At 58.0% G+C, this 22,154-nt stretch carries 21 protein-coding genes and 1 tRNA gene; 11 read left to right on the forward strand and 11 right to left on the reverse strand.

Going from position 1 to position 22,154, the window contains the following annotated elements; all coding sequences use genetic code 11:
- Positions 1-149 precede the first annotated feature (149 nt).
- Positions 150-1,250, reverse strand: coding sequence for a glycine oxidase ThiO (gene thiO / locus U5K34_RS03605; RefSeq protein ID WP_322567156.1), 1,101 nt, complete (start codon positions 1,248-1,250; stop codon positions 150-152).
- Between the two features lie 196 nt (positions 1,251-1,446).
- On the opposite strand from thiO, the gene U5K34_RS03610 reads away from it, so the two are divergent.
- From U5K34_RS03610 to U5K34_RS03640, 7 genes are all read left to right on the forward strand, one after another.
- On the forward strand, positions 1,447-1,920 hold the full coding sequence (locus tag U5K34_RS03610; protein ID WP_322567157.1) for a GspH/FimT family pseudopilin: 474 nt from the start codon (positions 1,447-1,449) through the stop codon (positions 1,918-1,920).
- Entirely contained in the window at positions 1,901-2,458 is a 558-nt protein-coding gene (gene pilV / locus U5K34_RS03615; protein ID WP_322567158.1) for a type IV pilus modification protein PilV, read from the forward strand. Before U5K34_RS03610 ends, pilV begins: the two co-directional genes overlap by 20 nt.
- 7 nt (positions 2,459-2,465) lie before the next feature.
- The gene (locus U5K34_RS03620; RefSeq protein ID WP_322567159.1) at positions 2,466-3,503 is read left to right on the forward strand and encodes a PilW family protein; all 1,038 of its coding nucleotides are present in this window, start codon (positions 2,466-2,468) and stop codon (positions 3,501-3,503) included.
- Between the two features lie 68 nt (positions 3,504-3,571).
- Positions 3,572-4,027 (forward strand): pilus assembly PilX family protein, encoded by a 456-nt coding sequence (locus tag U5K34_RS03625; RefSeq protein WP_322567160.1) that lies wholly within the window; start codon positions 3,572-3,574, stop codon positions 4,025-4,027.
- 2 nt (positions 4,028-4,029) lie between these two features.
- A complete protein-coding gene (locus tag U5K34_RS03630) occupies positions 4,030-7,608 on the forward strand; it encodes a pilus assembly protein (protein WP_322567161.1) in 3,579 nt (1,192 codons plus the stop codon).
- A 52-nt stretch (positions 7,609-7,660) separates the two neighbouring features.
- Complete coding sequence (locus U5K34_RS03635) at positions 7,661-7,981, forward strand: hypothetical protein (protein WP_322567162.1); 321 nt, start codon at positions 7,661-7,663, stop codon at positions 7,979-7,981.
- 19 nt (positions 7,982-8,000) lie between these two features.
- Positions 8,001-8,450 carry a type IV pilin protein gene (locus U5K34_RS03640; RefSeq protein WP_322567163.1) on the forward strand — a complete coding sequence of 150 codons (450 nt, stop codon included), beginning with the start codon at positions 8,001-8,003 and terminating at the stop codon, positions 8,448-8,450.
- Positions 8,451-8,603: 153 nt separating this feature from the next.
- On the opposite strand, the gene ispH is transcribed toward U5K34_RS03640, so the two are convergent.
- The 6 genes from ispH to murJ all read right to left on the reverse strand — a co-directional run bounded on the left by ispH (position 8,604) and on the right by murJ (position 16,337).
- Positions 8,604-9,575: a 4-hydroxy-3-methylbut-2-enyl diphosphate reductase gene (gene ispH / locus U5K34_RS03645; RefSeq protein ID WP_322567164.1), complete on the reverse strand. Its 972-nt coding sequence runs from the start codon at positions 9,573-9,575 to the stop codon at positions 8,604-8,606.
- Positions 9,572-10,045: an FKBP-type peptidyl-prolyl cis-trans isomerase gene (fkpB, locus tag U5K34_RS03650; protein WP_322567165.1), complete on the reverse strand. Its 474-nt coding sequence runs from the start codon at positions 10,043-10,045 to the stop codon at positions 9,572-9,574. The genes ispH and fkpB overlap by 4 nt, the downstream gene beginning before the upstream one ends.
- A gap of 15 nt (positions 10,046-10,060) precedes the next feature.
- Complete coding sequence (lspA, locus tag U5K34_RS03655; protein WP_322567166.1) at positions 10,061-10,603, reverse strand: signal peptidase II; 543 nt, start codon at positions 10,601-10,603, stop codon at positions 10,061-10,063.
- Positions 10,604-10,744: 141 nt separating this feature from the next.
- Positions 10,745-13,606 carry an isoleucine--tRNA ligase gene (ileS, locus tag U5K34_RS03660; RefSeq protein ID WP_322567167.1) on the reverse strand — a complete coding sequence of 954 codons (2,862 nt, stop codon included), beginning with the start codon at positions 13,604-13,606 and terminating at the stop codon, positions 10,745-10,747.
- A gap of 31 nt (positions 13,607-13,637) precedes the next feature.
- Complete coding sequence (ribF, locus tag U5K34_RS03665) at positions 13,638-14,570, reverse strand: bifunctional riboflavin kinase/FAD synthetase (RefSeq protein ID WP_322567168.1); 933 nt, start codon at positions 14,568-14,570, stop codon at positions 13,638-13,640.
- Positions 14,571-14,777: 207 nt separating this feature from the next.
- Positions 14,778-16,337, reverse strand: a complete 1,560-nt coding sequence (gene murJ, locus U5K34_RS03670) for a murein biosynthesis integral membrane protein MurJ (protein ID WP_322567169.1) — start codon at positions 16,335-16,337, stop codon at positions 14,778-14,780.
- A gap of 217 nt (positions 16,338-16,554) precedes the next feature.
- On the opposite strand from murJ, the gene rpsT reads away from it, so the two are divergent.
- Entirely contained in the window at positions 16,555-16,815 is a 261-nt protein-coding gene (rpsT, locus tag U5K34_RS03675; RefSeq protein WP_322567170.1) for a 30S ribosomal protein S20, read from the forward strand.
- Between the two features lie 78 nt (positions 16,816-16,893).
- Here the strand turns inward: rpsT and proB are convergent, their stop codons facing one another.
- The 4 genes from proB to rplU form a co-directional block, all read right to left on the reverse strand.
- A complete protein-coding gene (gene proB, locus U5K34_RS03680) occupies positions 16,894-18,018 on the reverse strand; it encodes a glutamate 5-kinase (protein ID WP_322567171.1) in 1,125 nt (374 codons plus the stop codon).
- 23 nt (positions 18,019-18,041) lie between these two features.
- Complete coding sequence (gene cgtA, locus U5K34_RS03685; protein ID WP_322567172.1) at positions 18,042-19,088, reverse strand: Obg family GTPase CgtA; 1,047 nt, start codon at positions 19,086-19,088, stop codon at positions 18,042-18,044.
- Between the two features lie 352 nt (positions 19,089-19,440).
- Positions 19,441-19,698 carry a 50S ribosomal protein L27 gene (gene rpmA, locus U5K34_RS03690; RefSeq protein WP_322567173.1) on the reverse strand — a complete coding sequence of 86 codons (258 nt, stop codon included), beginning with the start codon at positions 19,696-19,698 and terminating at the stop codon, positions 19,441-19,443.
- Positions 19,699-19,715: 17 nt separating this feature from the next.
- The gene (gene rplU, locus U5K34_RS03695; RefSeq protein ID WP_310693138.1) at positions 19,716-20,027 is read right to left on the reverse strand and encodes a 50S ribosomal protein L21; all 312 of its coding nucleotides are present in this window, start codon (positions 20,025-20,027) and stop codon (positions 19,716-19,718) included.
- A 196-nt stretch (positions 20,028-20,223) separates the two neighbouring features.
- Between rplU and ispB the strand changes: the two genes are divergently transcribed.
- The 3 genes from ispB to U5K34_RS03710 all read left to right on the forward strand — a co-directional run.
- A complete protein-coding gene (ispB, locus tag U5K34_RS03700; protein WP_322567174.1) occupies positions 20,224-21,195 on the forward strand; it encodes an octaprenyl diphosphate synthase in 972 nt (323 codons plus the stop codon).
- A 57-nt stretch (positions 21,196-21,252) separates the two neighbouring features.
- A tRNA-Pro gene (locus U5K34_RS03705) sits at positions 21,253-21,329 on the forward strand.
- Between the two features lie 356 nt (positions 21,330-21,685).
- On the forward strand, positions 21,686-22,154 hold a 469-nt coding region (locus U5K34_RS03710), incomplete at its 3' end, for a class I SAM-dependent methyltransferase (RefSeq protein WP_322567175.1).

Raw genomic sequence — 22,154 nt, forward strand, 5'->3', positions numbered from 1 at the left:
GACGAGGGCCGAGGGACGAGTAACGAGGTAAACCACGAAGGCACGAAGACTCGAAGGGTCAATAAATAACGACTTCGCGGCTTCGGGTCTTCGTGGTGAATTGCATGGGGAGATTAGCAGCTGAAACCGGCGCGTTACCTCGTCCCTCGTTACTCGTCCCTCGGCCCTCCCGCCGCGGGCGCATAAGGCCCCGGCGGGACGATGGGTTCCCGTCCCAGCATCAAATCCGCCAGCAGTCGGGCCGAGGCGAGCCCGAGGACCACGCCGTTGCGAAAATGGCCGGTGTTGAGATAGAGCCCCGCGACGCCGGGTACCTCACATATATAAGGAATGCCGTTGGGGGAACCGGGGCGCAGGCCGGCCCACTGGTGTTCGAGGGGCCAGTCGGCCAGTGCCGGCATCAGCCGTTCGCCCGCCTCGCGCAGGGTTGCCAGGGCCTCGTCGGTAGTCGACTTGTCGAAACCCACCTCCTCAATGGTGCTGCCCACCAGCACCCGGCCGTCCCGGCGCGGGATGATATAGCGATCCTGGCTGAGCACGATACGCCGCAACGCCCCCGGTTCGCCCCGGTAGAGGATCATCTGCCCCCGTACCGGCCTCACCGGCAAGGCGATACCCAACGACTGCAGCAAGCCGGCACTCCAGGCCCCGCCGGCGATGACCACCTGCTCCGCGTGGAAAGCCGTCCCGCCACTGACCACGCCCCGGCAGCGGCCGGCCTCGATCAGCAATTCCTCCACCGGCTGTTGCTCGTACACCGCCACGCCCAGGGCATCGAGACTGCCGCGCGCCGCGCGACCCAGCCGCGGATTGCGCAACTGGCCGACTTCGGGGAGCCACAGGGCCTGTTCCGGCGGATTGACCAACTGCGGCTCCACATCGCGGATCGCCTCCCTGCTGAGCACCTGTAGATTCACTCCCCAGTCCCGCGCCCAGGCCAGGGCCACTTCGCGCTCGTCGCTGTCGAGAATCAGCAGCCCGCTGGGCTCGTACTCGGGATCGATGCCGCTCTCCTGCCGCAATTGCTCGGCAAAATCCGCGTAGCGCGGCTGCCCCCAGCGGGCCAGCGCGTTCACGGCATCGTCAAACCGCCACGGATACAGCGGCGAGAGAATCCCGCCGCCGGCCCAGGTCGACTCGCGGCCGGTTTGGCCCCGATCGAACAGGGCAACACTGCGCCCGGCCCGCGCCAGCTCCCGGGCCGACAGCATGCCCAGCAGCCCGCCGCCGATGATAATCACCTCGTACATTCCCTCTCCCGTGATGGCGTACACCCTGTCATCCACCAAATCCGGTATTATGCCACCGATCAGGCAAGTCCTGACGACGAAACAGTCATGTGATTGCGTTCACACCTGATGCACCGGGATAACCGCTTATCAGGAATTTTGACACGTTTATCCATAAGTCACTGATATCTGGAAAAGAATGAGCTAAAACTCACATATGAAAACACACAATGGTTTCACAATTACCGAGTTGGTGATCACTCTGGGGGTTTTGAGCATCATGCTCGCCCTGGCTACCCCGAGTTTCACCCAGATGATCAAAAGCAATCGTCTGAGTACCCAGACGAACGAGTTTATTTCAACATTAAACGTCGCCCGAAGCGAAGCAGTAAAACGCGGTGATGTCATCAATATCACCGCCGCCGATGACTCCGACAGCGGCAATGAATGGGGTCCAGGTTGGAAAGTGACAAACTCGGGAGGCGATGTGCTCTTCGAGTCAGACGGTCTGGATGCGACCCTGACGCTGGACAGCAGCAATGATCTAGGCAGTTATCAGTACCAGGCAACGGGGATGATTGACAACGGTGACACGCTAATACTGTGTGATGATCGAACTGGAGAAAATGGACGACAGATCACCATCACCAGTACCGGGCGGGTCAGCATAGATGATGTCGCATGCCCATGATGTATCAATTTCAGGAAAAAATTTTCATATGCTGACGCGAGATAAACAATCCGGCATTACATTAATCGAGGTCCTGGTCACTGTTTTAATCCTGGCCATTGGTTTCCTCGGCCTGGCTGGGTTACAGCTATCAGCGCTGCGTAACAATAACAGTGCTTATGAACGCTCACAGGCGTCAATACTGGCCTATGACATTATCGACCGGATGCGTGCCAATCGCGACAGTGCCCTCAATGGTGATTACGATACCAATCTGACCGACGCCCCGACAGCAACAGACTGTCGGGGAAGCGGCTCCAATTGCAGTATAACGCAACTGGCACAATACGATGTCAACCAGTGGAAATGCAGTCTGGGCGACTGGAACAGCCATGCTTCCTGTCAGGCGCTGGGCATGACCGGCAAGCTACCCAAGGGCGATGGTTCCATTGAGCTTAATAGTACCGAGATTACCGTTACCATCCAGTGGGAGGATAATCGTTCCGAAGCGGCCGCAGCAGATAAGCTGACCTCCTTCTCTATTACGACAACGATGTGAAATCAATATGAAGACAATTTCATACAAACAGCAACAGGGCTTCACTCTGATTGAGATTATGGTTGCCGCCGTTATCAGCCTGATCATACTCGGCGGAGTGGCGCAGGTCTTTCTTGGTAACCGGGACTCTTATCGTCTGTTGCAAGCCTCCTCTAATGTGCAGGAAACCGGACGTTTTGGCATGGAGTTTCTGGTCAAGGACATTCGAATGGCCGGATATATGGGCTGTGCCAGTGCTAACAATGTTAATTTGACCAACAATGTGGATGTCACGAAAACAAGTGACGACGTCGACAATTCAGTCGCCAATTTTGATGGCACCAATTCAATCATAGGCTATACCTACGACACCACCTTTCCAACCGATCTTGGCAATTTCGATCTCACATCCAGTGACGTCGTACAGGGCACAGATGTTGTTTTTATTCAACGGGCCAGTAGTTGCCCCGGCGGCGACATCCTCGATCATAACCAGACCAGCGCTCAGTATAAAATTGCGGATAACTCGCAATGTCAGATACAGCAGAACGATGTCGTGCTACTTTCGGACTGCGCCAATGCGGATATACATGGCGTGACCAACAGCCCCGGCAGCACCGGAACGGTAAATATTGCACACGCTGCCAATCTCAATAAAACGCCAAAACTGAACAATACTTATGGGCCCGGCTCCAGCATGTACAAGATGACAGCCATGGTCTATTACATCGGCTTCAATCCCGACAATGAGCCGGCGCTGTTCCGTCGTCGCCTCGTGGGGGACAGCTTTGTCACCGAGGAACTGGTCGAAGGGGTTTATGATATGGATATTCTCTACGGGGTGGATACCAACGGAGATGGTGTATCAAATCGCTATGTTTCAGAAACTGACGTCGGCAACTGGGAAGGGGTGGTAACTGTGAACACCACGCTATTCACGCGGTCAATGCAAGATGGTGTCACCGAACAGCCGATTACTTATAACTATAACGGGGCAAGCCTGACTGACAATCGCCTTCAGCGTGATTTTCGCTTCACCACCACCATCAGAAATCGGGTCCAATAACGATGACAGTCAATGCACAAAATCAAGACGCCATACAGCCTAATCCACCTTGCAGGCAGCAGGGCGTGGTGCTCATTGTCAGCCTGATGTTACTGGTCGTCATTACCCTTCTGGGTGTCAGTGGTATGCGCAACACCACGCTGGATGAGCGAATGGCCGGGAATATGCGCGATTTGCAACTGGCTTTTTATGCAGCCGAATCCGCCCTGCGCGAGGCCGAGCAGCAAATCAAGGTAATATCCCTGCCGCCCTTTAATAATACCAATGGCTATTACGAAACGGACTCCACCCTCTGGCAAACAATCGACTGGAGCAGTAACACTGCTGTCATACAGGTCAGCAACACAATCCCGAAAGTCCATGAACAGCCGGCCTATTATGTGGAAGAAATGCCGGCCACCCCGGCAGACGGCAGCCTGGAAGCCGGAACGCCACAAAATGCTGAAAATTACCGTGTCACGGCCCGCGGGATTGGTGGCAGTAGCACTGCCATCGTCATTTTACAGGCAACAGTCCGGAGATAATCATGTTTACAGCTACGCACAAATACATTCTATCCATCTGCAAGAACATGGCCGGCATTGCACGCAAAACCCTGCTAATGACGGCAACCACTTCAATGCTCATGCTGGCGATGCCGGCTCATTCGGCCACCGTCGATATCGCCGACATTCCCCTGACCCTGGGGGGACAGATCAAACCCAACATTACTTATCTGCTCGACGATTCGGGTTCCATGCATTTTGAAGTCATGCCCGAAGAATATATCAAGCTCTCTGCCCGTTATATCTATCCACGTGCTTCCAGCGTATATGGTGGCTCAGACTATACTAACATCGTGCCAACAGTAGACGATGATCCATATAATGCTCTGAGCCGCTCTTCGGATTTTAATGCCACCTATTACAACCCGGAATTTGTCTATGAACCGTGGACTAAAGCCGATGGTTCGCAATATGCCGACGCCGATCCGACCAATGCCTTCCACAACCCGGAAAACACTGGCGCTGGCAGCCGAGATTTGACCACGGATAACTCTCAAAGCGCCTGGTGGGTAGAATGTAGTGCTGCCAGCAGTTGTAATTATTCCGATTCTACCAACTATGTCAGTAAGACCTTTTATCCAGCCACCTATTTCGAATACAACGGCGGCGGAGAATGGGATTGGAATAATTACACCAAAGTCGAAATCAAGCCGGGCAATGCCCCGTTTTCACGCTCCGCCACGCGTGAAGACTGCGTCGATCACAATGCCTGTACCTATGACGAGGAAATGCAGAACTTCGCCAACTGGTATCAATTTTATCGCTCACGGATTCTGACCGCCCGCGCCGGCAGCGGTGCGGCATTTGCCCAACTGGCCGATCCGACCGATCCGGCCGCCGCTGTACGGGTCAACTTTGCCACGTTGAACAAAGGCAGTGACTCCATTGATGGTGAGACCACGGACACCCTCGTCAATGGGGTTCGACCCTTCATTGGCACCGACCGGGAAGCTTTCTTCGATGAGCTCTATACCCGCACCATTCCTTCATCCGGGACACCGACCCGCAAGGCGCTTGACGACGTGGGTCAATACTATTCCCGCGGCGACAGTCTTGGCCCCTGGAGTGAAACGCCGGGGACCAGTGGCGGTGACGATATATCCTGCCGGCACAGTTATACCATCGTGATGACGGATGGTTACTGGTCAACTGGTGGTTCCAATGATGCTGACACCAATGATGCGCGCGATAACAACGACGGACAGGACGGCAGTACTATTACCGGCCCCGATGGTGCCAGCTATCAATATACCGCCGAATCCCCTTTTGAAGACAATGTCAGCAGCACCCTGGCAGACGTTGCTATGTATTACTGGAAACGGGATCTGCGCACGGATCTGACCAACGATGTGCCAACCAATTACACTGATCCAGCTTTCTGGCAACACATGGTTACCTTTGGAGCCAGTTTCGGCGTTACAGGCACCATTAATGAGCAGGACGCCTTTGATGCCATTGGTGATAATACTGTCACGATTTCCTGGCCCGATCCCTTTGCAACGGAAGAGGCAAAAATCGATGATCTGCTGCACGCCTCGGTCAATGGCCGCGGAGGCTTCTTCAGCGCGCAGAATCCGAAAGAGTTTGCCGACGGTTTGGCGGCCACCATTAACAACGTTTCAGGCCGCACCAGCTCCTCAGCGGCGATTGCGGCCAACTCCACTCGACTTGACTCCGGCACCTTCATTTACCAGGCCAAGTTCGACAGCTCGGAATGGTCCGGCACCGTCGAGGCGTTGAAGGTCAATCTGGATGGCAGTATTGCCCAAACACCGGACTGGAGTGCAGCCGATGAACTCCCTGCACATACCAATAGAAATATTATTACCTATGACGGTACCGCCGGCGTTAAATTTGACTGGAATGACATCAGCACCACTCAACAAACTGCACTGGGTTCTCAGGGCGTACTGGAATATCTGCGTGGCGATCAGAGCAACGAAGTCAAAAATGGCGGCAGCTTCCGTAACCGCGACAGTCTGCTCGGCGATATTGTCAACTCAGACCCCTGGTTCGTGGGTGAAGCGAACTTTGGTTACGGCCTGCTGGTCGGCGATGAAGGCGACGATTATGTCGACTTTATCCGCAACTCGAGCTATACGAACCGACCCAACGTCGTCTATATTGGCGCCAATGACGGCATGCTGCATGGTTTCGATGCCGAGACCGGTGAGGAGCTACTCGCCTATGTCCCCAATGCCGTCTATGACAACCTGCCGGATCTGAGCAGCACAAGCTATAACCACAAGTTTTACGTCGACGGCAGTCCCCGTGCCGGCGCGGCCTATATCGATCTGGGTAGCGGCAAGGAATGGCGCACTGTCCTGCTGGGCAGTACCGGCGCGGGGGGTCGCAGTGTCTTTGCCCTGGATGTCACCAGCCCCTCTACATTTAGCGAGTCCGATGTTCTTTGGGAGTTTACCCATTCCGAACTGGGCTACAGTATCGGCCAGCCGACCATTGTTCGCCTGAATACCGGGCAATGGGCGGCCATCTTTGGCAATGGCTATAACAGCGACAGCCAAAAGGCCGGGATTTTCATGGTCGATATCGAAACCGGTAATCTAATCAAATATTTTGACACCGATGCCGGGGATACCAACAATCCGAACGGCATGGCCACACCGCTGGTTATCGACCTCGACAATGACCGGATCGCAGACCGGATTTACGCAGGCGATCTGCTCGGCAACATGTGGCGCTTTGACATCGACAACAGCAACACGAATCAATGGGGAAGTGCATTCAAACAAGGCAATACGCCCAAGCCGCTGTTTACTGCCGAGGGACCGAGTTCAGAAGTACAGCCAATCACCTCCAAACCGCAAGCCAAGAACCACGACGGGGGCGGAATTATGGTCTATTTCGGGACCGGAAAATACTTCGAGGTGGGAGACAATGTCGTGCCTTCAAGCAATGTTCCAGTCAATAGTTTCTATGGGGTTCTGGACGAGGATGCTGAAGTTGCGCGAGCGAATCTGCTCGAGCAGGAAATCTTCTACGAAGATTCCAATGAGTCGTTTAATAATCCGCAAACCAATACCAATCACGAGTGGGGAGTAAGAATGATTACCGGCCGGGAAATGACCACCCAATCTGGCTGGTATATGGATCTGGTATCTCCTCCCCCGAACAGCTTTGGTGCGCAGGGCGAACGGATTGTGGCCTCGCCGCTGCTCTGGGCAGGACGAATCATTATCACTTCCATTATCCCCAATGATGATCCCTGTGGCTGGGGCGGTTCTACCTGGTTGATGGAACTGGATCCCAACAGTGGCAGCAGACTGGATTATTCAGTATTTGATCTTAACGAGGACGGTAACTTCGATAACAAGGAGTTCATGACCGTCAAGGATCCTGACTCCGGTAAAAATGTGTCTATTCCGGTTTCCGGTATGCAGCCCAAAGAGGGTCTGGCCGGAGGCGCACCGCCGCCGCCGATCTGCTCAAGCGATTTTTGTATCAAACTGATGAGCGGCTCAACCAGCAAGGCCGAGTCCATCAAGAACAATCCCAAGAATGCGGGTGGCTCACGCCTGTCCTGGGAACAATTGAAATAACATTTATCGGGGTGGTCAATCATGACTGCCCCGATATCAACGAGGTATAACCATGAAACAGGTTCTTGTAACAGCTATTTGCGCACTTGCCATTATGACGGCACCTGGACACATTCTGGCCCAATCCAACACGCATAATGTGGTCGGCGTGGTAACCGGCCTGAACAGCGATAAACGCCTGATTTATATTGATGATATGCCGTACCGGGTTGCCAGGGATGCCAGAGCCACCTCCTCATCCCTCAATACCTACCGTGACCCACTTCTAATCAGTCCCGGAACAGTGGTTCGGTTCAAATGGAAAGAGGAAAACAACCAGGCGGTGACTACCGAGCTGCATGTGCTCGAGGGTTTGAAGGATGTTCCCCAATAATTAACCAGAGTAACTGTCTATGATGATAAAAAAAGAATCCGGCTTTACCCTGATCGAGCTGATGATCGTCACCGCCATCCTCGGGATCCTGGCGGGAATTGCCTACCCGTCCTACCAGGGGTACCTGGAAAAGACCCGCCGGGCCGATGCCAAGGGCGCGCTTGTTTCCTTCGCCAATGCCATGGAACGCCACTATACGGAAAATTATACCTATGAAGGCGCGGCCACCGGTGGTAACGATACAGGCACACCGGCTATTTTTCCTACTGAAGCACCACTGGATGGCGATTCAAAGTCTTATGACCTGACGATTCAAAGTGCCGATGCAACAACGTTTGTCTTGCGTGCCGACCCCAAAAACTCACAGTCCAGCGACGGCTTTCTGGAAATCACTTCAACCGGCCAACGTCGCTGGGACAAGAACAATGACGGGGCGATTGGTGCCAATGAGGATACGTGGGATCATTAGAAGTTCGCAGTTGGCAGTTGGCAGTTGGCAGTTGGCAGTTGGCAGTTGGCAGTTGGCAGTTGGCAGTTGGCAGAAATTCTAACCGAGGCCTGTCGCTGTCAACGACTCCCTTAACGACTTACGACTTACGACTTACGACTTACGACTTCTGATTCACGACTGTAAACTGCCATCTGATGACTGCAATCTTTCTTCCTTGAGCTCGACGGGCAAGGAGAACACCACGTTCTCGGACTGCCCTTCACCGCGCTCGACTTCATCCACACCCCATTCACTCAGTTTGTCGATCACCTGTTCGACCAGGATTTCCGGTGCCGAGGCGCCGGCGGTCAGGCCGATGCGGGCGATGCCCTCCAGCCAGGCTTTTTCTATCTGGTCGGCGTTGTCGATGAGATAGGCGCTGGTGCCGCGCCGTTCGGCCACTTCCTTGAGGCGGTTGGAGTTGGAACTGTTCGGGGAGCCGACGACCAGTAACAGATCCACCTGATCGGCCAGTTGCTTGACCGCGTCCTGGCGGTTCTGGGTGGCGTAGCAGATGTCGTCCTTGCGCGGGCCCTGGATGGCGGGGAAGCGTTCGCGCAGGGCGTCGATAATCGCGGCGGTGTCGTCCATGGACAGGGTGGTCTGGGTGACGAAGGCCAGGTGTTCGGGATCATTGACCTGCAACGCGGCGACATCGCTCACGGTTTCGACCAGGTACATCCGGCCGCCGGCGCTGGTGTCGAACTGACCCATGGTCCCCTCGACTTCCGGATGGCCGGCATGGCCAATCAGGATACATTCCTGGCCGTTACGGCTGTAACGTTTGACCTCCAGATGCACCTTGGTCACCAGCGGACAGGTTGCATCGAACACGCTCAGGCCGCGACGTTCGGCTTCCTGGCGCACCGCCTGGGAGACGCCGTGAGCACTGAAGATCACCGTGGCACCGTCCGGTACCTCGTCCAGTTCCTCGACGAAAACCGCGCCCTTGTTGCGCAGATCATCGACCACGAAACGGTTGTGGACCACTTCATGGCGTACATAGATGGGCGCGCCGAACAGTTCCAGCGCCCGCTCGACAATGTCGATGGCGCGATCCACCCCGGCGCAAAAGCCGCGCGGGTTGGCGAGTATGACTTTCATGCGTCACTGTCCTGGGTGAATTCACCCGGTTCAATAGCCAGAATTTCCACGTCGAACACCACCGGTCGACCCGCCAGCGGGTGATTGAAATCGACCACCACCTCTTCTTCGCGGACTTCATGAATAGTGCCCGGCACCTCTTCCCCGGAAGGGGTACTGAAGCCAAGAATAATCCCTTCTTCCAGCGGCAGTTCGGCGGCGAATTCGCTGCGTGGCAGGGTATGGATATTCTCCTCATCGGGAAAGCCGAAGGTATCGCGCGGCCCGATCTCCAGGCACTGCTTGTCACCCACCTTCAGGCCGTATAACACCATCTCCAGCCCCTCGATGAGGGTGCCGTCGCCCATGTTAAAAGTCATCGGCTCGCCCTCCTCGGTACTGTCCGCCACCGTGCCATCGGTGAGACTCAGAGTAAAGTGCATGGTCACCTGTGAGCCAGGGCCGATGGTCAACGCTTCGATGTCCGCCATAATAAACCGCTCGTTTTATCCGTCTTTGTATTTGGCTGCCAGCTTCCGATCAGCCCGGTACTGACGCAGCGTATCGACCAGAATCAGCACTACCCCGAGGGTAATCGCCGCATCGGCCAGATTAAAGGCCGGCCAGTGACACTCGGCCTGACCGCCGCGACGCCAGCTGAAAAACATGGGCAGACAGCTGGCGCCGCGATAATAGACATCAAGAAAATCGACCACATAGCCGTGCAGCAGCCGGTCGATCAAATTACCCACGGCCCCGCCCAGAATCAACGCCAGGGAAGCGGCCTGCAGATGCTCGTGCCGCAGCCGTTTAATCCAGAGGAAAATCACGATACTGATGACGATTGCCACCCCGGTAAAGAACCAGCGCTGCCAGCCTCCGGCATCGCTCAGAAAACTGAACGCCGCACCGCTGTTGTGCATCAGGGTCAGATTAAACACTGGCAGCAACTCGACCGGCTGATGCAGCGACAGAGAGGCACTGGCGACCAGCTTGCTGACCTGATCGAGCACCACCACGGCTGCCGTCAGCCATAACCATCTCAGCATGCAAAATCCTCTTTACAGTTTCTAGTTACTAGCGGCTAGTAACTAGCAAGAATGTCAGGTAGCGCGATGCGCAACCTGACCTACGCTTCGATATATCGTTTTTTGACCTCGTCATTCGTACCTCGTAACTCGTCCCTGTTCTTACGCATGCAACCGCTCCTCGCCTTGCCCGTCCACATTCTCGACACACCGCCCGCACAGCTCGAGATGATCGGCATGACTGCCTACATCCTCACGATGATGCCAGCAGCGCACGCACTTGGGATGCGCGGAAGCCGAAACCGAGACCCAGATCTCGTCGTTACCCGCCAGGGTGTAGTGCTGTGCCTCGGGGGGCGGGTCACCGGCCAGGTAGAGACGGGCATCCGAGGTAATCAGGACAAATCGCAATTCGTCTTCCAGCTGCGCCAGGGCGTCGTGAATTTCCCGCCCGGCGTAAATCCCGACTTCGGCATCGAGATTGGCACCGATGCCGCCGGCGACGCGCAGGTTTTCCAGTTCCTTGTTGACCGCGTCGCGCACCTGCATGATGCGTTGCCAGTACGCCAGCTCATCGCTGGCAGTCTGATCATCACCAAACATGCGGGGCAACTCGTACCAGCTATTGAGCAATACCGACGCGCTACGCTCGCCGGGAATGTTTTCCCAGATATCTTCGGCGGTAAAACTCAGAATGGGCGCCATCCAGCGCACCATTGCCTCGGCAATATAATAGGCCGCGGTCTGTGCCGAACGCCGGGCCGCGCTCTCTGTCGGCATGGTGTACTGGCGGTCCTTGATCACATCCAGATAGAAGCTGCTCAGATCCACCGCGCAGAAGTTATGCATCAGCTGATAGATATTATGAAACTCGTAATTGTCATAGGCGGTCACGATCTGCTGCTGGATCTCGCGGGTGCGTTCCACTGCCCATTTGTCCAGCGCCAGCATCTGATCGGCCGGCACGCTGTGTTGACTCGGGTCAAAGTCGCCCAGGTTGGCCAGCAGATAGCGGGCGGTGTTGCGCATGCGCCGGTAGGCATCGGCGGTACGCTTGAGAATCTCGTCGGAGACGCGCATCTCGCCGCTGTAATCGGTGGCCGCCACCCACAGACGCAGGATGTCCGCACCCAGGTTGTTGATCACCTTTTGCGGCGCCACCACGTTGCCCTTTGACTTGGACATCTTCTGGCCTTTGGCATCGACCGTGAAGCCGTGGGTCAATACCGCTTTGTAAGGCGCGCTGCCCTGCATGGCCACGGCGGTCAGCAGCGAGGACTGGAACCAGCCGCGATGCTGATCGGAACCTTCCAGATAGAGATCGGCGGCGGGATACTCTGTCAGACCCAGACGTTGACCCAACACGGCGAAATGCGTCACCCCCGAGTCAAACCAGACATCGAGCGTATCGCGGACCTGTTCGTAGTCATCGACCTCGTCGCCCAGTAGCGTTTTGACATCCAGCTCGAACCAGGCATCGATGCCGCGCTGTTCGATCTGTTGTGCCGCCTGTTCGATCAGCTCACCGGTTTTGGGATGCAGCTTGCCGGTTTTTTTATGCACGAACAGGGTAATCGGCACGCCCCAGGTGCGCTGGCGCGAAATACACCAGTCGGGCCGGTTCTCCACCATGCCAATGATGCGTGCCTCACCCCATTGTGGCATCCATCGGGTTTTACCAATGGCGGCAAGCGCGTTTTTACGCAAGTCCGCCTGTTCCATAGAGATAAACCACTGCGGTGTAGCGCGAAAGATGATCGGGCTCTTGTGCCGCCAGCAATGCGGATAGCTGTGACGAAAGGCCTCTTCGTGCACCAGTTTGTTGTGCGCCTTGAGGGCATCGAGCACGCTGTCGTTGGCCTTGAACACATGCTGGCCTTCGAACAGTGGCGTGCCTTCGAGGAACTTGCCATCGCCACCCACCGGGTTGTCGACCTTGAGGTGATAACGCTGTCCCACCACATAATCGTCCTGGCCGTGGCCGGGCGCGGTGTGCACGGCGCCGGTCCCCGCCTCGGTACTGACATGCTCGCCGCAGATGATCGGCACTTCGCGATCATAAAAGGGATGCTGCAATTTGAGATCTTCGAGATCGGCGCCCTTGCAATAGGCCACCACGCGGTACGCTTCCACCTCCCAGCGCGCCATGATATCGCCCAGCATGGCGTCGGCCACGATCAACCGCTCGGGCACGTGATCGCCCACGCCGTCGCACTGGACCACGGCGTAATCGAGTTCGGGATTGACCGCCACCGCCTGGTTGGCCGGCAGGGTCCAGGGCGTGGTGGTCCAGATGACCACCGAGATCGGTCCCTTGCCATCATGGCCTTCGACGTGATGGCAACGACTCATCAACGCTTCTTCGTTCAGCAGTTCAAAACGCACGTCGATGGCCGGCGAGGTCTTGTCCTCGTATTCCACTTCCGCCTCGGCCAGGGCCGAGCCGCAGTCGACACACCAGTGCACCGGCTTGAAGCCTTTGTGCAGATGCCCCTGGTCGATGATGTTGCCCAGGGCGCGAACGATATCCGCCTCGAACTGGTAGTCCATGGTCAGATAAGGATGATCCCAGTCACCGAGAACACCCAGACGCTTGAAGTCATTGCGCTGGCCGTTCACCTGTTTGGCGGCATACTCACGACAGGCGGCACGGAACTTGTCATGCGAGACAGCAACACCGGCCTTGCCGATTTTCTTTTCCACCTGCAACTCGATCGGCAGACCGTGACAGTCCCAGCCGGGGATGTAGGGGGCATCGTAACCGGCCAGGGTTTTGGACTTGATAATGATGTCCTTGAGGATCTTGTTAACGGCATGACCGATATGAATATCGCCGTTGGCATAGGGCGGGCCGTCGTGCAGCAGAAACAGCGGCCGGTTTTCGGCTTTGGCCTGCTCGCGTAATTTTTCATACAGGCCCATCGCGTACCAGCGCTGGAGAAAGTCCGGCTCGCGTTTGGCCAGGTTGCCGCGCATGGGGAAATCGGTTTGCGGCAAATTGAGAGTCTGTTTGTAATCAGTCACGATGTTAATCCGTGTTGGTGTTCAGTGAAGTTCAATGATGGGCGGCAAAGTAAGCCCGGGTCTGTTCGACATCGATATCGATCTGCTGTTTCAGCCGCTCCAGCGAGTCGTATTTTTCCTCATCGCGTAATTTGTGCCGGAAACTGACCTGGATATGCCGCCCGTAAATATCCTGGTCGAAATCAAGAATAAATACTTCCAGCAGGGCACGCGTACCGTTCACGGTCGGCCGGGTACCGAGACTGGCCGCACCCTGCAACGGTTCGCGATCCAGCCCGAACACGTCCACCGCGAAGATGCCCTGCAACGGCGTCACCCGCCGGTGCAGATGAATGTTGGCGGTAGGGAACCCGAGCTGACGCCCCAGCCGGTCGCCGTGTGCCACCCGCCCGCTCATGCGATAGTCGCGTCCCAGCAGCCGTTCGGCCGCGCCCATGTCGCCGGCTTCCAGCGCCTGGCGAATGCGCGTGCTACTGACCCGCTCGCCGTCGATCTCGAAGGTGTGCATGTTGACCACCGTAAAGCCGTGTTCGCGACCGGCTTCGCGCAAATCATCAATGGTCCCGGCCCGGCCGCGGCCAAAACGAAAATCATCGCCAACCACCAGATACTTCACGCCCAGCCCGTCGACCAGCACCTGCTGAATAAATTCGGCCGGGCTCAGCTGCGCCAGCTTGCGATTGAATGGCAGACACAACACCCGATCCACGGCATAGCGACGCAGGGCCTGGATCTTTTCCCGAAAGCGGGTCAGGCGCGAGGGCGCGGCCTCGGGTTTGAAATACTCCAGCGGCTGCGGCTCGAAGGTGATTACCGCTGCCGGCAGGCACAACTCATCGGCCTTCTCCGCCAGCTGGCCGATGACCGCCTGATGGCCCAGATGCACCCCGTCGAAATTGCCGATGGTGGCCACGCAACCGTGATGACGGGGGCGCAGATTATGCAGACCGCGGATCAGCTCCATGATTGATACACACCCCCGGAAAAAGGCCAAAAGTATAACAAAAACAAGGGGCTGTTAGCGAAAAATCCGGGGATTTGAAACAAATGAAATAAAACGCTCGCCGAGGCGTTTATGCCCGTTGTGTGGGTGCAAAGGCGCTGAGAAGTGCAATATCTTTTTCTTGGCGGTCTCTGCGTCTCTGCGAGAGATCTTTTGTTCCCGGCAGAATTAACCCGACACCGGCCGGCGAAACTGCCCGAAGCGCAGACCGCTTAAGGCCAGCACGGCGAAGTAAATCGCCACCCCGGCCGGGATCAACCAGCCCAGGTGCATCAGCCGTTGGCTCAGGCTGTAGTCGACCCACTGCGTCCAGTCGCCGGCCAGAACCCAGAGGCTGGCGCCCATCACCCCGGCGGCCAGGATCACGCGCACAAAATAGAGGCCCCAGCCGGCTTCGGGGCGGAACACCCCGTCGCGCAACAGGCCGCGTAACAGCAACATGGCGTTGATGAACGACGAGAGCGTGGTCGCCAGCGCCAGCCCGGCATGCGGTGCCGAATAGCCCACCTGTACCAGCGTCACCACCAGGATCACGTTGAAGATCATGTTGGCCAGCATGGCGATCAGCGCCACCTTCATCGGCGTTTTCGTGTCCTGGCGGGCGAAGTAACCCGGCACCAGGACCTTGACCAGCATGAACCCGAGCAGGCCGAAGCTGTAGGCGATCAGCGCCAGCGCCATCATGTTCAGATCGTGGCCGCCCTTGTCGCCGTATAAAAACAGCGTCGCCAGGATCGGCCCCGCCAGCACGCCGAGGGCGACCGCCGCCGGCAACCCGATCAGCAGCACCCAGCGCAGCGCCCAGTCCAGGGTGCGCGAGAAAGCCAGGCTATCCTGGCGGGCGAACTTCTCCGACAGATAGGGCAGGATCACCGTGGCCAGGCCGATGCCGAACAGCCCCAGCGGGAACTCCATCATCCGATCGGCAAAATAGAGCCAGGTAATACTGCCGAAGGCAAGGAACGAGGCGACCATCACGTCGAACAGCAGGTTGATCTGCATGGCCGAGGAGCCGATGATGCCCGGCAGCATCAGCTTCATGATGCGCCGCACCCCCGAATCGCGCCAGCCCCAGCGCGGCCAGCGCAACAGGCGCAGCTTGAGCAAAAACGGCAGCTGCAACAGCAGTTGCGCCAGCCCGGCGATCAGCACCCCCCAGGCCAGGGCCATGGCCGGCACGGCAAAATAGTCCGACAGCCACAGGGCCGCGCCGATCAGACTCAGGTTGAGCAGCACCGGGGTGAAGGCCGGCAGGGCGAAACGGCCGTAGGTGTTGAGCACCCCGCCGGACAGCGCGGTCAGGGAGATAAAAAAGATATACGGGAAGGTGATGCGCAGCATCTCGGCGGTCAGATCCACCTGTGCCGGATCGCCGATATAGCCCAGGGCGATCAGCATGACAAACAGCGGGGTCACCAGCACCACCAGCGCGGTCAGAATCAGTAGTACCGCGCCCAGGGTGCCGGCGGTGGCGGCAATCAGATCCCGCACCGCCGCTTCGTCGCGCTGGACCTTGTATTCGGCCAGCACCGGTACGAAGGCCTGGGCAAAGGCCCCCTCGGCAAACAGCCGGCGCAGGAAATTGGGGATCTTGAAAGCGATCAAGAAGGCGTCGGTGGCCTTGCCGAACTCGAACACAGCCGCGAACACCACATCCCGCACCAGGCCGGTGATGCGGGAGATCAGGGTCATGCTGCTGAAAATGGCGGTGGACCGTAACAGTCCCATGGCGGCGTCTCTATCTTGTTGTTATTCAATGATTTGTTAGTTTGTAATCACTTACACCCAAACCGACTGCCGGGCCGACCTGCGCATCTTACCCCAGCGGCCGGGGCGCTGAATACGCAGGCGATGAAATTTCGCCACAGCGTTGACATTTGGGCCCAAAACCCCGATCATACGCGGCCTTCGAAATTCCGAAATTGATTGAGTCAGGAGAGACGTTTTGGCCAACACTGCACAATCCCGCAAACGGGCACGCCAGGCGGAAAACAACCGCCAGCACAACGCTGCCTACCGTTCCAAGTTCCGCACCTTCGTCAAGAAAGTGCTCGGCGCAGTGAAAGCCGGCGACAAGGCCCAGGCTGAACAGGCCTACAAACAGGCCGTGGCCATTATCGACAAGACCACCAGCAAGGGGCTGCTTCACAAGAACAAGGCCGCCCGCCACAAAAGCCGGCTCAATGCCCGCATCCGCGCGATGTAATCGGGGCCGCCTGCTGCAAACATAAAAAAGCCGGATTATCATCCGGCTTTTTTTATACCCGGAACAAACTTTACGCGGCTACACCAGCACCATGTTGTCCCGGTGGATCAGTTCCGGCTCGTCGACATAGCCCAGAATCGATGCGATCGCTTCGCTGGGCTGGCCCATGATGCGGCGCACCTCATCGGCATTGTAATTGACCAGTCCCCGGGCCACTTCCCGGCCCTCGGGGCTGACGCAGGCGACCATCTCGCCGCGCACAAAATCCCCGCTCACGTCCCGCACGCCGACCGCCAGCAGGCTGCGTCCCGACTGTTGCAGCACTTTTACGGCCCCAGCGTCGAGCTCCAGGCGGCCGCGCATTTGCAGATGGCCGGCCAGCCACTGCTTGCGGGCCGCCAGCGGCGCCTGCTCGGCATACAGCAGGCTGCCCAGGACCTCCCCGGTCCGCAGGCGGGTCAGTACCTGGGCCTCGCGGCCCGAGGCGATAACCGTGGAGGTGCCGGAGCGGGCCGCCAGACGCGCGGCGCGCAGCTTGGTCTTCATGCCGCCACGGCCCAGCGCCCCGGCGCCGTCGGAGGCCATGGCATCCAGCGACTCCTCATGCACCGGCGCCTCATCGATCAGCGTGGCATCGCTGTGCTGGCGCGGATCCCGATCGTACAATCCCTGCTGATCGGTCAGGATAATCAGGGTATCGGCTTCCACCAGGTTGGCGACCAACGCGGCCAGGGTGTCGTTATCGCCGAAACGGATCTCGTCGGTCACCACGGTGTCGTTCTCGTTGATTACCGGGATCACGCCCAGCTGCAGCAGGCTGCGCACCGCGCTGCGGGCATTGAGATAGCGCTTGCGGCTGGTGAGATCGTCGTGAGTCAGCAGGATCTGGGCGGTATGCAGGTTATCCCGGGCAAAACGCGACTCATAGGCCTGAACCAGCCCCATCTGCCCCACGGCGGCGGCGGCCTGCAGGTGATGCAGGGCGCTGGGACGCTGCTTCCAGCCCAGCCGCGACATGCCCTCGGCCACCGCGCCGGAGGAGACCAGCACCACTTCGACACCCTGCTCCACCAGGGCGGTCATCTGTGCCACCCAGTCATCCAGTCCGTCGCGGTTGAGACCGGCGCCATCGCGGGTCAGCAGGGCGCTGCCGATCTTGATGACCCAGCGCTGCGAGCTTTTCAGTTGTTGCCGTCTGGACATGCCGTCTTGTTCCACTTATCGCGTTAGTCGTCTTCCACTGATGCCGGCCGGGCATCCTCTCGCTGGCGCTCGATATAGCTCATGATGTCATAACACAGCTGCCGGGTACCGATCTGGCCGATGGCCGAGATTGGATAGACCGGTCCCTGCCAGCCCAGTTCGTCGACGACCGCCTGGCAACGGGCCTCGCGCTCCTCCTCGGGCAGCAGGTCGATTTTATTCAATACCAGCCAGCGCTCATAGTCGGCCAGGGCCGGATCAAAACGCAGCATCTCCTGCTCGATGGTGCGCACATCACTCACCGGATCGCCGACCGGATCCGGCGGCACCATATCCACCAGGTGCAGCAACAACCGGGTGCGCGAGACATGCTTGAGAAACTGCAGCCCCAGCCCGGCGCCCTCGGCCGCGCCCTCGATAATGCCGGGAATATCGGCGACCACGAAGCTGCGGTGCGCCTCGACGCTGACCACCCCCAGGTTGGGATAAATGGTGGTAAACGGGTAATCGGCCACCTTGGGGCGGGCGGCGGAGACGGCACGGATGAAGGTGGACTTGCCGGCATTGGGCAGCCCCAGCAGCCCCACATCGGCCAGCACTTTCATCTCCAGGCGCAGCAGGCGGGCTTCGCCGGGGGTGCCGGGAGTAGACTGGCGCGGGGCCCGGTTGGTGCTGCTTTTAAAACGGGTATTGCCAATACCGTGATGGCCGCCTTTGGCCACCAGCAGGGTCTGGCCGTGTTCCAGCACATCGCCGAGCAGCTCCTGGGTCTCCTCGTCGAACACCTGGGTGCCCAGCGGCACGGGAATGATGAGGTCCTGACCGCCCTTGCCGGTCATGTTGCGGCCTTTGCCCTGCTGACCGTGCTCGGCGCGAAACTGACGGGTATAGCGGAAATCGGCCAGGGTATTGAGATTACGCTCGCCGATCAGATACACATCGCCGCCGTCGCCCCCGTCGCCGCCGTCCGGCCCGCCGAACTCGATGAATTTTTCGCGCCGAAAGCTGACGCAGCCGTTGCCGCCCTTGCCGGCTTCGACCCGGATCGCTGCTTCGTCGACGAATTTCATCTTTCAGTTCCGTATAGTTACGAGAATCCAGTCGGATCAGGACAGTGACTGTTTCCTGACCCAAGCATATTTTATTTGCTGGTCGACGTGGGTCCGCCAACAGCACAATTCTGTCGGTTGGCGATCGAACCACAAACCCTCAGAAGCAACCGTTCCGTACGAACATGTCAGGCACAATCACTCACTACCTGAATGCCATATTCTCATTCTCTGCGCCTTTGCGCCTCCGCGTCCTCTGCGTGATTTCCAGTAGCCTGGAGAAAAGACATCCATTCACCTGCCAGCAGTGCCGCAAACAAAAACCCCGTCTCGAGGACGGGGCTTTGGCGGTTTGGCTTGTACCCTGGCGTCTTCAGGCCGGGATAATGCTCACCCGTTTGCGTTGCTGGGGTCCCTTGGTCTCGAATACCACGGTGCCGTCGGTCTTGGCAAACAGGGTATCGTCGCCGCCCTTGCCCACGTTCACGCCCGGGTGAACCTTGGTGCCGCGCTGGCGAACCAGGATGTTACCGGCCTTGACCACCTGACCGCCATAGCGCTTGACGCCAAGGCGCTTCGACTGGGAATCGCGACCGTTACGGGTACTACCGCCTGCTTTCTTATGAGCCATGCTTTACGTCCTCTTGCTTAGCCGCTGATACCGGTGATTTCCAGTTCCGTATAGTCCTGACGGTGGCCCTGGGTTTTCCGGCTGTGTTTGCGGCGACGGAATTTGATAATCATCACCTTCTTACCGCGGCCGTGGCTGGCCACGGTGGCGGTGACCTTGCCGCCCTCGACATAGGGCTTGCCGACCTTGAAATCCTCGCCATCGGCGATCATCAGGACCTTGTCGATATCCACGCTGGCGCCCTGCTCGGCGTTGAGCTTCTCGACCTTGATTTTCTGGCCCTGTTCTACCCGGTACTGCTTGCCACCGGTTTCGATAACCGCGTACATAATCTGTGCTCCAAATATCCCCGCCGTCTGGGCGGACTCGACTGTGGAAAGGGGCGCAATTTTAGCGTCTGGGACCGCCCCGGTCAAAGAATTTTCCTGATTTTCTGCCAATTTAAGCGCCCTCAAAGCCCCCTCTGGCTTGACAGGTCAGTGGGGGCTCCCTAGCATTTTGCGCTTTGCTCACAGGCGTGCCATTTTGAAGACTCTCGAGGATATCCAGGCGTTGATCGGCCCCGATATGGCCGAGGTTAACCGTTGCATCGGCGAGCGGCTGCACTCCGAGGTAGTGCTGATCAACCAGGTGGGCACCTACATTATAAATAGTGGCGGCAAGCGGCTGCGGCCCATCATCCACCTGCTGTGCGCCCGCGCGCTGGGCTATGAGGGCCGCTATCACGTCGATCTGGCGGCGATCATCGAGTTCATCCACACCGCCACCCTGCTCCACGACGACGTGGTGGACAGCTCCGAGCTGCGTCGGGGGCGGGAAACCGCCAACAATTTGTGGGGGAATTCCGCCAGTGTGCTGGTCGGGGATTTCCTCTATTCCCGCGCCTTTCAGATGATGGTCGACATCGGCCAGATGGACATCATGCGCATCCTGGCCAACTGCACCAACACCATCGCCGAGGGCGAGGTCCAGCAGCTGCTCAACATCCACGACGCGGACACCACCGAGGCCCGCTACATGGAGGTCATCCACAACAAGACCGCCAAACTGTTCGAATCCGCCAGCGAGCTGGCGGCAGTGATCACCAATCAGCCCGAGACCGCCCAGCAGGCCATGGCCCGCTACGGCATGCACCTGGGTAGCGCCTTCCAGCTGGTGGACGACGTGCTCGACTACCGCGCCGACAGCGAGGAGACCGGCAAGAACATCGGCGATGACCTGGCCGAGGGCAAGCCCACCCTGCCGCTGATTTATGCCATGGCCCGGGGTACCCCCGAACAGGCCGCCGTCATCCGCCAGGCCATCGAAACCGGGGGGCTGGAGCAGATCGACGCCGTGCGTGAAGCGATTGAATCCACCGGCGCTATCGACTACACTGCGCGCTGCGCGCGAGCGGAGGCCGATCAGGCCATCGAGGCGCTGAGTGACATCCCGACGTCCCGGTACAAGGACGCCCTCAGCTTCCTCGCCGAATTCGCCGTCAACCGCAGTTATTAATCCGCATTACAGCCGTTCAACACGGTTCGAGTCAAAGCCGCTTTAACGGCCAATATTCGGGGTGTAGCTCAGCCTGGTAGAGCACCGTCTTCGGGAGGCGGGGGTCGTAGGTTCAAATCCTGTCACCCCGACCAATTTTTAATTTTTTACGCCGGACCTTGCCGGCGGTTTGATGTGAGTGACCGGGTCGCTCCGGACTTCCTGTCCTCCCGCGACTTTAGTACTTCCCTGCACGTTATTTCCGGCCCTCCGGGCGTTTGCGGTGCTGCGTTTGCTTCGCAAACGGTCACCGCTCATCCTGTCACCCCGACCAATTTCGCACACAAAAATGTCGGCCTTTCACACAGCGGGAAGGCCGACATTTTTGTTTGTGATAAGGGTAACCGGCTCTTCGGTCATCAGACGATCTCACCCGCCACTTTGCGTGCAGCTCCTGCTTTTCTCGCCTATCGTATGCTTTACTTACAGGAAAGCCGATCAAGGAATCATCATGAGCAAGAGAAACGCGACACTTCATCCGTCAATTGTTATCAGCCTGCTACTTGCGTTGGCTTTGTTAATACCGAGCATCTCGCCCGTCGAGGCAGAACAAAGCGTCAACCCCGACATCAACCGCCATTACCAGGCTCCCGATTTCGAGCGCTGGCGAAGTACCTTCGAGCGATCCGGACGTGAGGTTTACGATTACCGCCACGAGATCGTCGCGGCACTGGAACTTGAGCGCGGCATGCGCATCGCCGATGTCGGGGCCGGAACCGGGCTGTTTACCCGCCTGTTCGCCGAGCAGGTTGGCGAATCGGGTAAAGTCTATGCAGTGGATATTGCCGAAAACTTTGTCGATAATGTGGTGCGTACATCCCGGGAGCAGGGATTGAACAATGTCGAGGGGATAGTAAACGATCAACGCTCGACCGGTTTGCCCGAGCAGAGTGTCGACTGGGTTTTTCTGAGCGACACCT

This window comes from Thiohalophilus sp. (assembly GCF_034521165.1).
Classification (GTDB): Bacteria; Pseudomonadota; Gammaproteobacteria; order UBA6429; family Thiohalophilaceae; genus Thiohalophilus.

What these genes read in the sequence shown, in the direction of transcription:
- thiO (WP_322567156.1), bottom strand. Translation starts at nt 1,250, where the DNA reads ATGTACGAGGTGATTATCATCGGCGGCGGGCTGCTGGGCATGCTGTCG.
- U5K34_RS03610 (WP_322567157.1), top strand. Translation starts at nt 1,447, where the DNA reads ATGAAAACACACAATGGTTTCACAATTACCGAGTTGGTGATCACTCTG.
- pilV (WP_322567158.1), top strand. Translation starts at nt 1,901, where the DNA reads ATGATGTCGCATGCCCATGATGTATCAATTTCAGGAAAAAATTTTCAT.
- U5K34_RS03620 (WP_322567159.1), top strand. Translation starts at nt 2,466, where the DNA reads ATGAAGACAATTTCATACAAACAGCAACAGGGCTTCACTCTGATTGAG.
- U5K34_RS03630 (WP_322567161.1), top strand. Translation starts at nt 4,030, where the DNA reads ATGTTTACAGCTACGCACAAATACATTCTATCCATCTGCAAGAACATG.
- U5K34_RS03635 (WP_322567162.1), top strand. Translation starts at nt 7,661, where the DNA reads ATGAAACAGGTTCTTGTAACAGCTATTTGCGCACTTGCCATTATGACG.
- U5K34_RS03640 (WP_322567163.1), top strand. Translation starts at nt 8,001, where the DNA reads ATGATGATAAAAAAAGAATCCGGCTTTACCCTGATCGAGCTGATGATC.
- ispH (WP_322567164.1), bottom strand. Translation starts at nt 9,575, where the DNA reads ATGAAAGTCATACTCGCCAACCCGCGCGGCTTTTGCGCCGGGGTGGAT.
- fkpB (WP_322567165.1), bottom strand. Translation starts at nt 10,045, where the DNA reads ATGGCGGACATCGAAGCGTTGACCATCGGCCCTGGCTCACAGGTGACC.
- lspA (WP_322567166.1), bottom strand. Translation starts at nt 10,603, where the DNA reads ATGCTGAGATGGTTATGGCTGACGGCAGCCGTGGTGGTGCTCGATCAG.
- ribF (WP_322567168.1), bottom strand. Translation starts at nt 14,570, where the DNA reads ATGGAGCTGATCCGCGGTCTGCATAATCTGCGCCCCCGTCATCACGGT.
- murJ (WP_322567169.1), bottom strand. Translation starts at nt 16,337, where the DNA reads ATGGGACTGTTACGGTCCACCGCCATTTTCAGCAGCATGACCCTGATC.
- proB (WP_322567171.1), bottom strand. Translation starts at nt 18,018, where the DNA reads ATGTCCAGACGGCAACAACTGAAAAGCTCGCAGCGCTGGGTCATCAAG.
- cgtA (WP_322567172.1), bottom strand. Translation starts at nt 19,088, where the DNA reads ATGAAATTCGTCGACGAAGCAGCGATCCGGGTCGAAGCCGGCAAGGGC.
- rpmA (WP_322567173.1), bottom strand. Translation starts at nt 19,698, where the DNA reads ATGGCTCATAAGAAAGCAGGCGGTAGTACCCGTAACGGTCGCGATTCC.
- rplU (WP_310693138.1), bottom strand. Translation starts at nt 20,027, where the DNA reads ATGTACGCGGTTATCGAAACCGGTGGCAAGCAGTACCGGGTAGAACAG.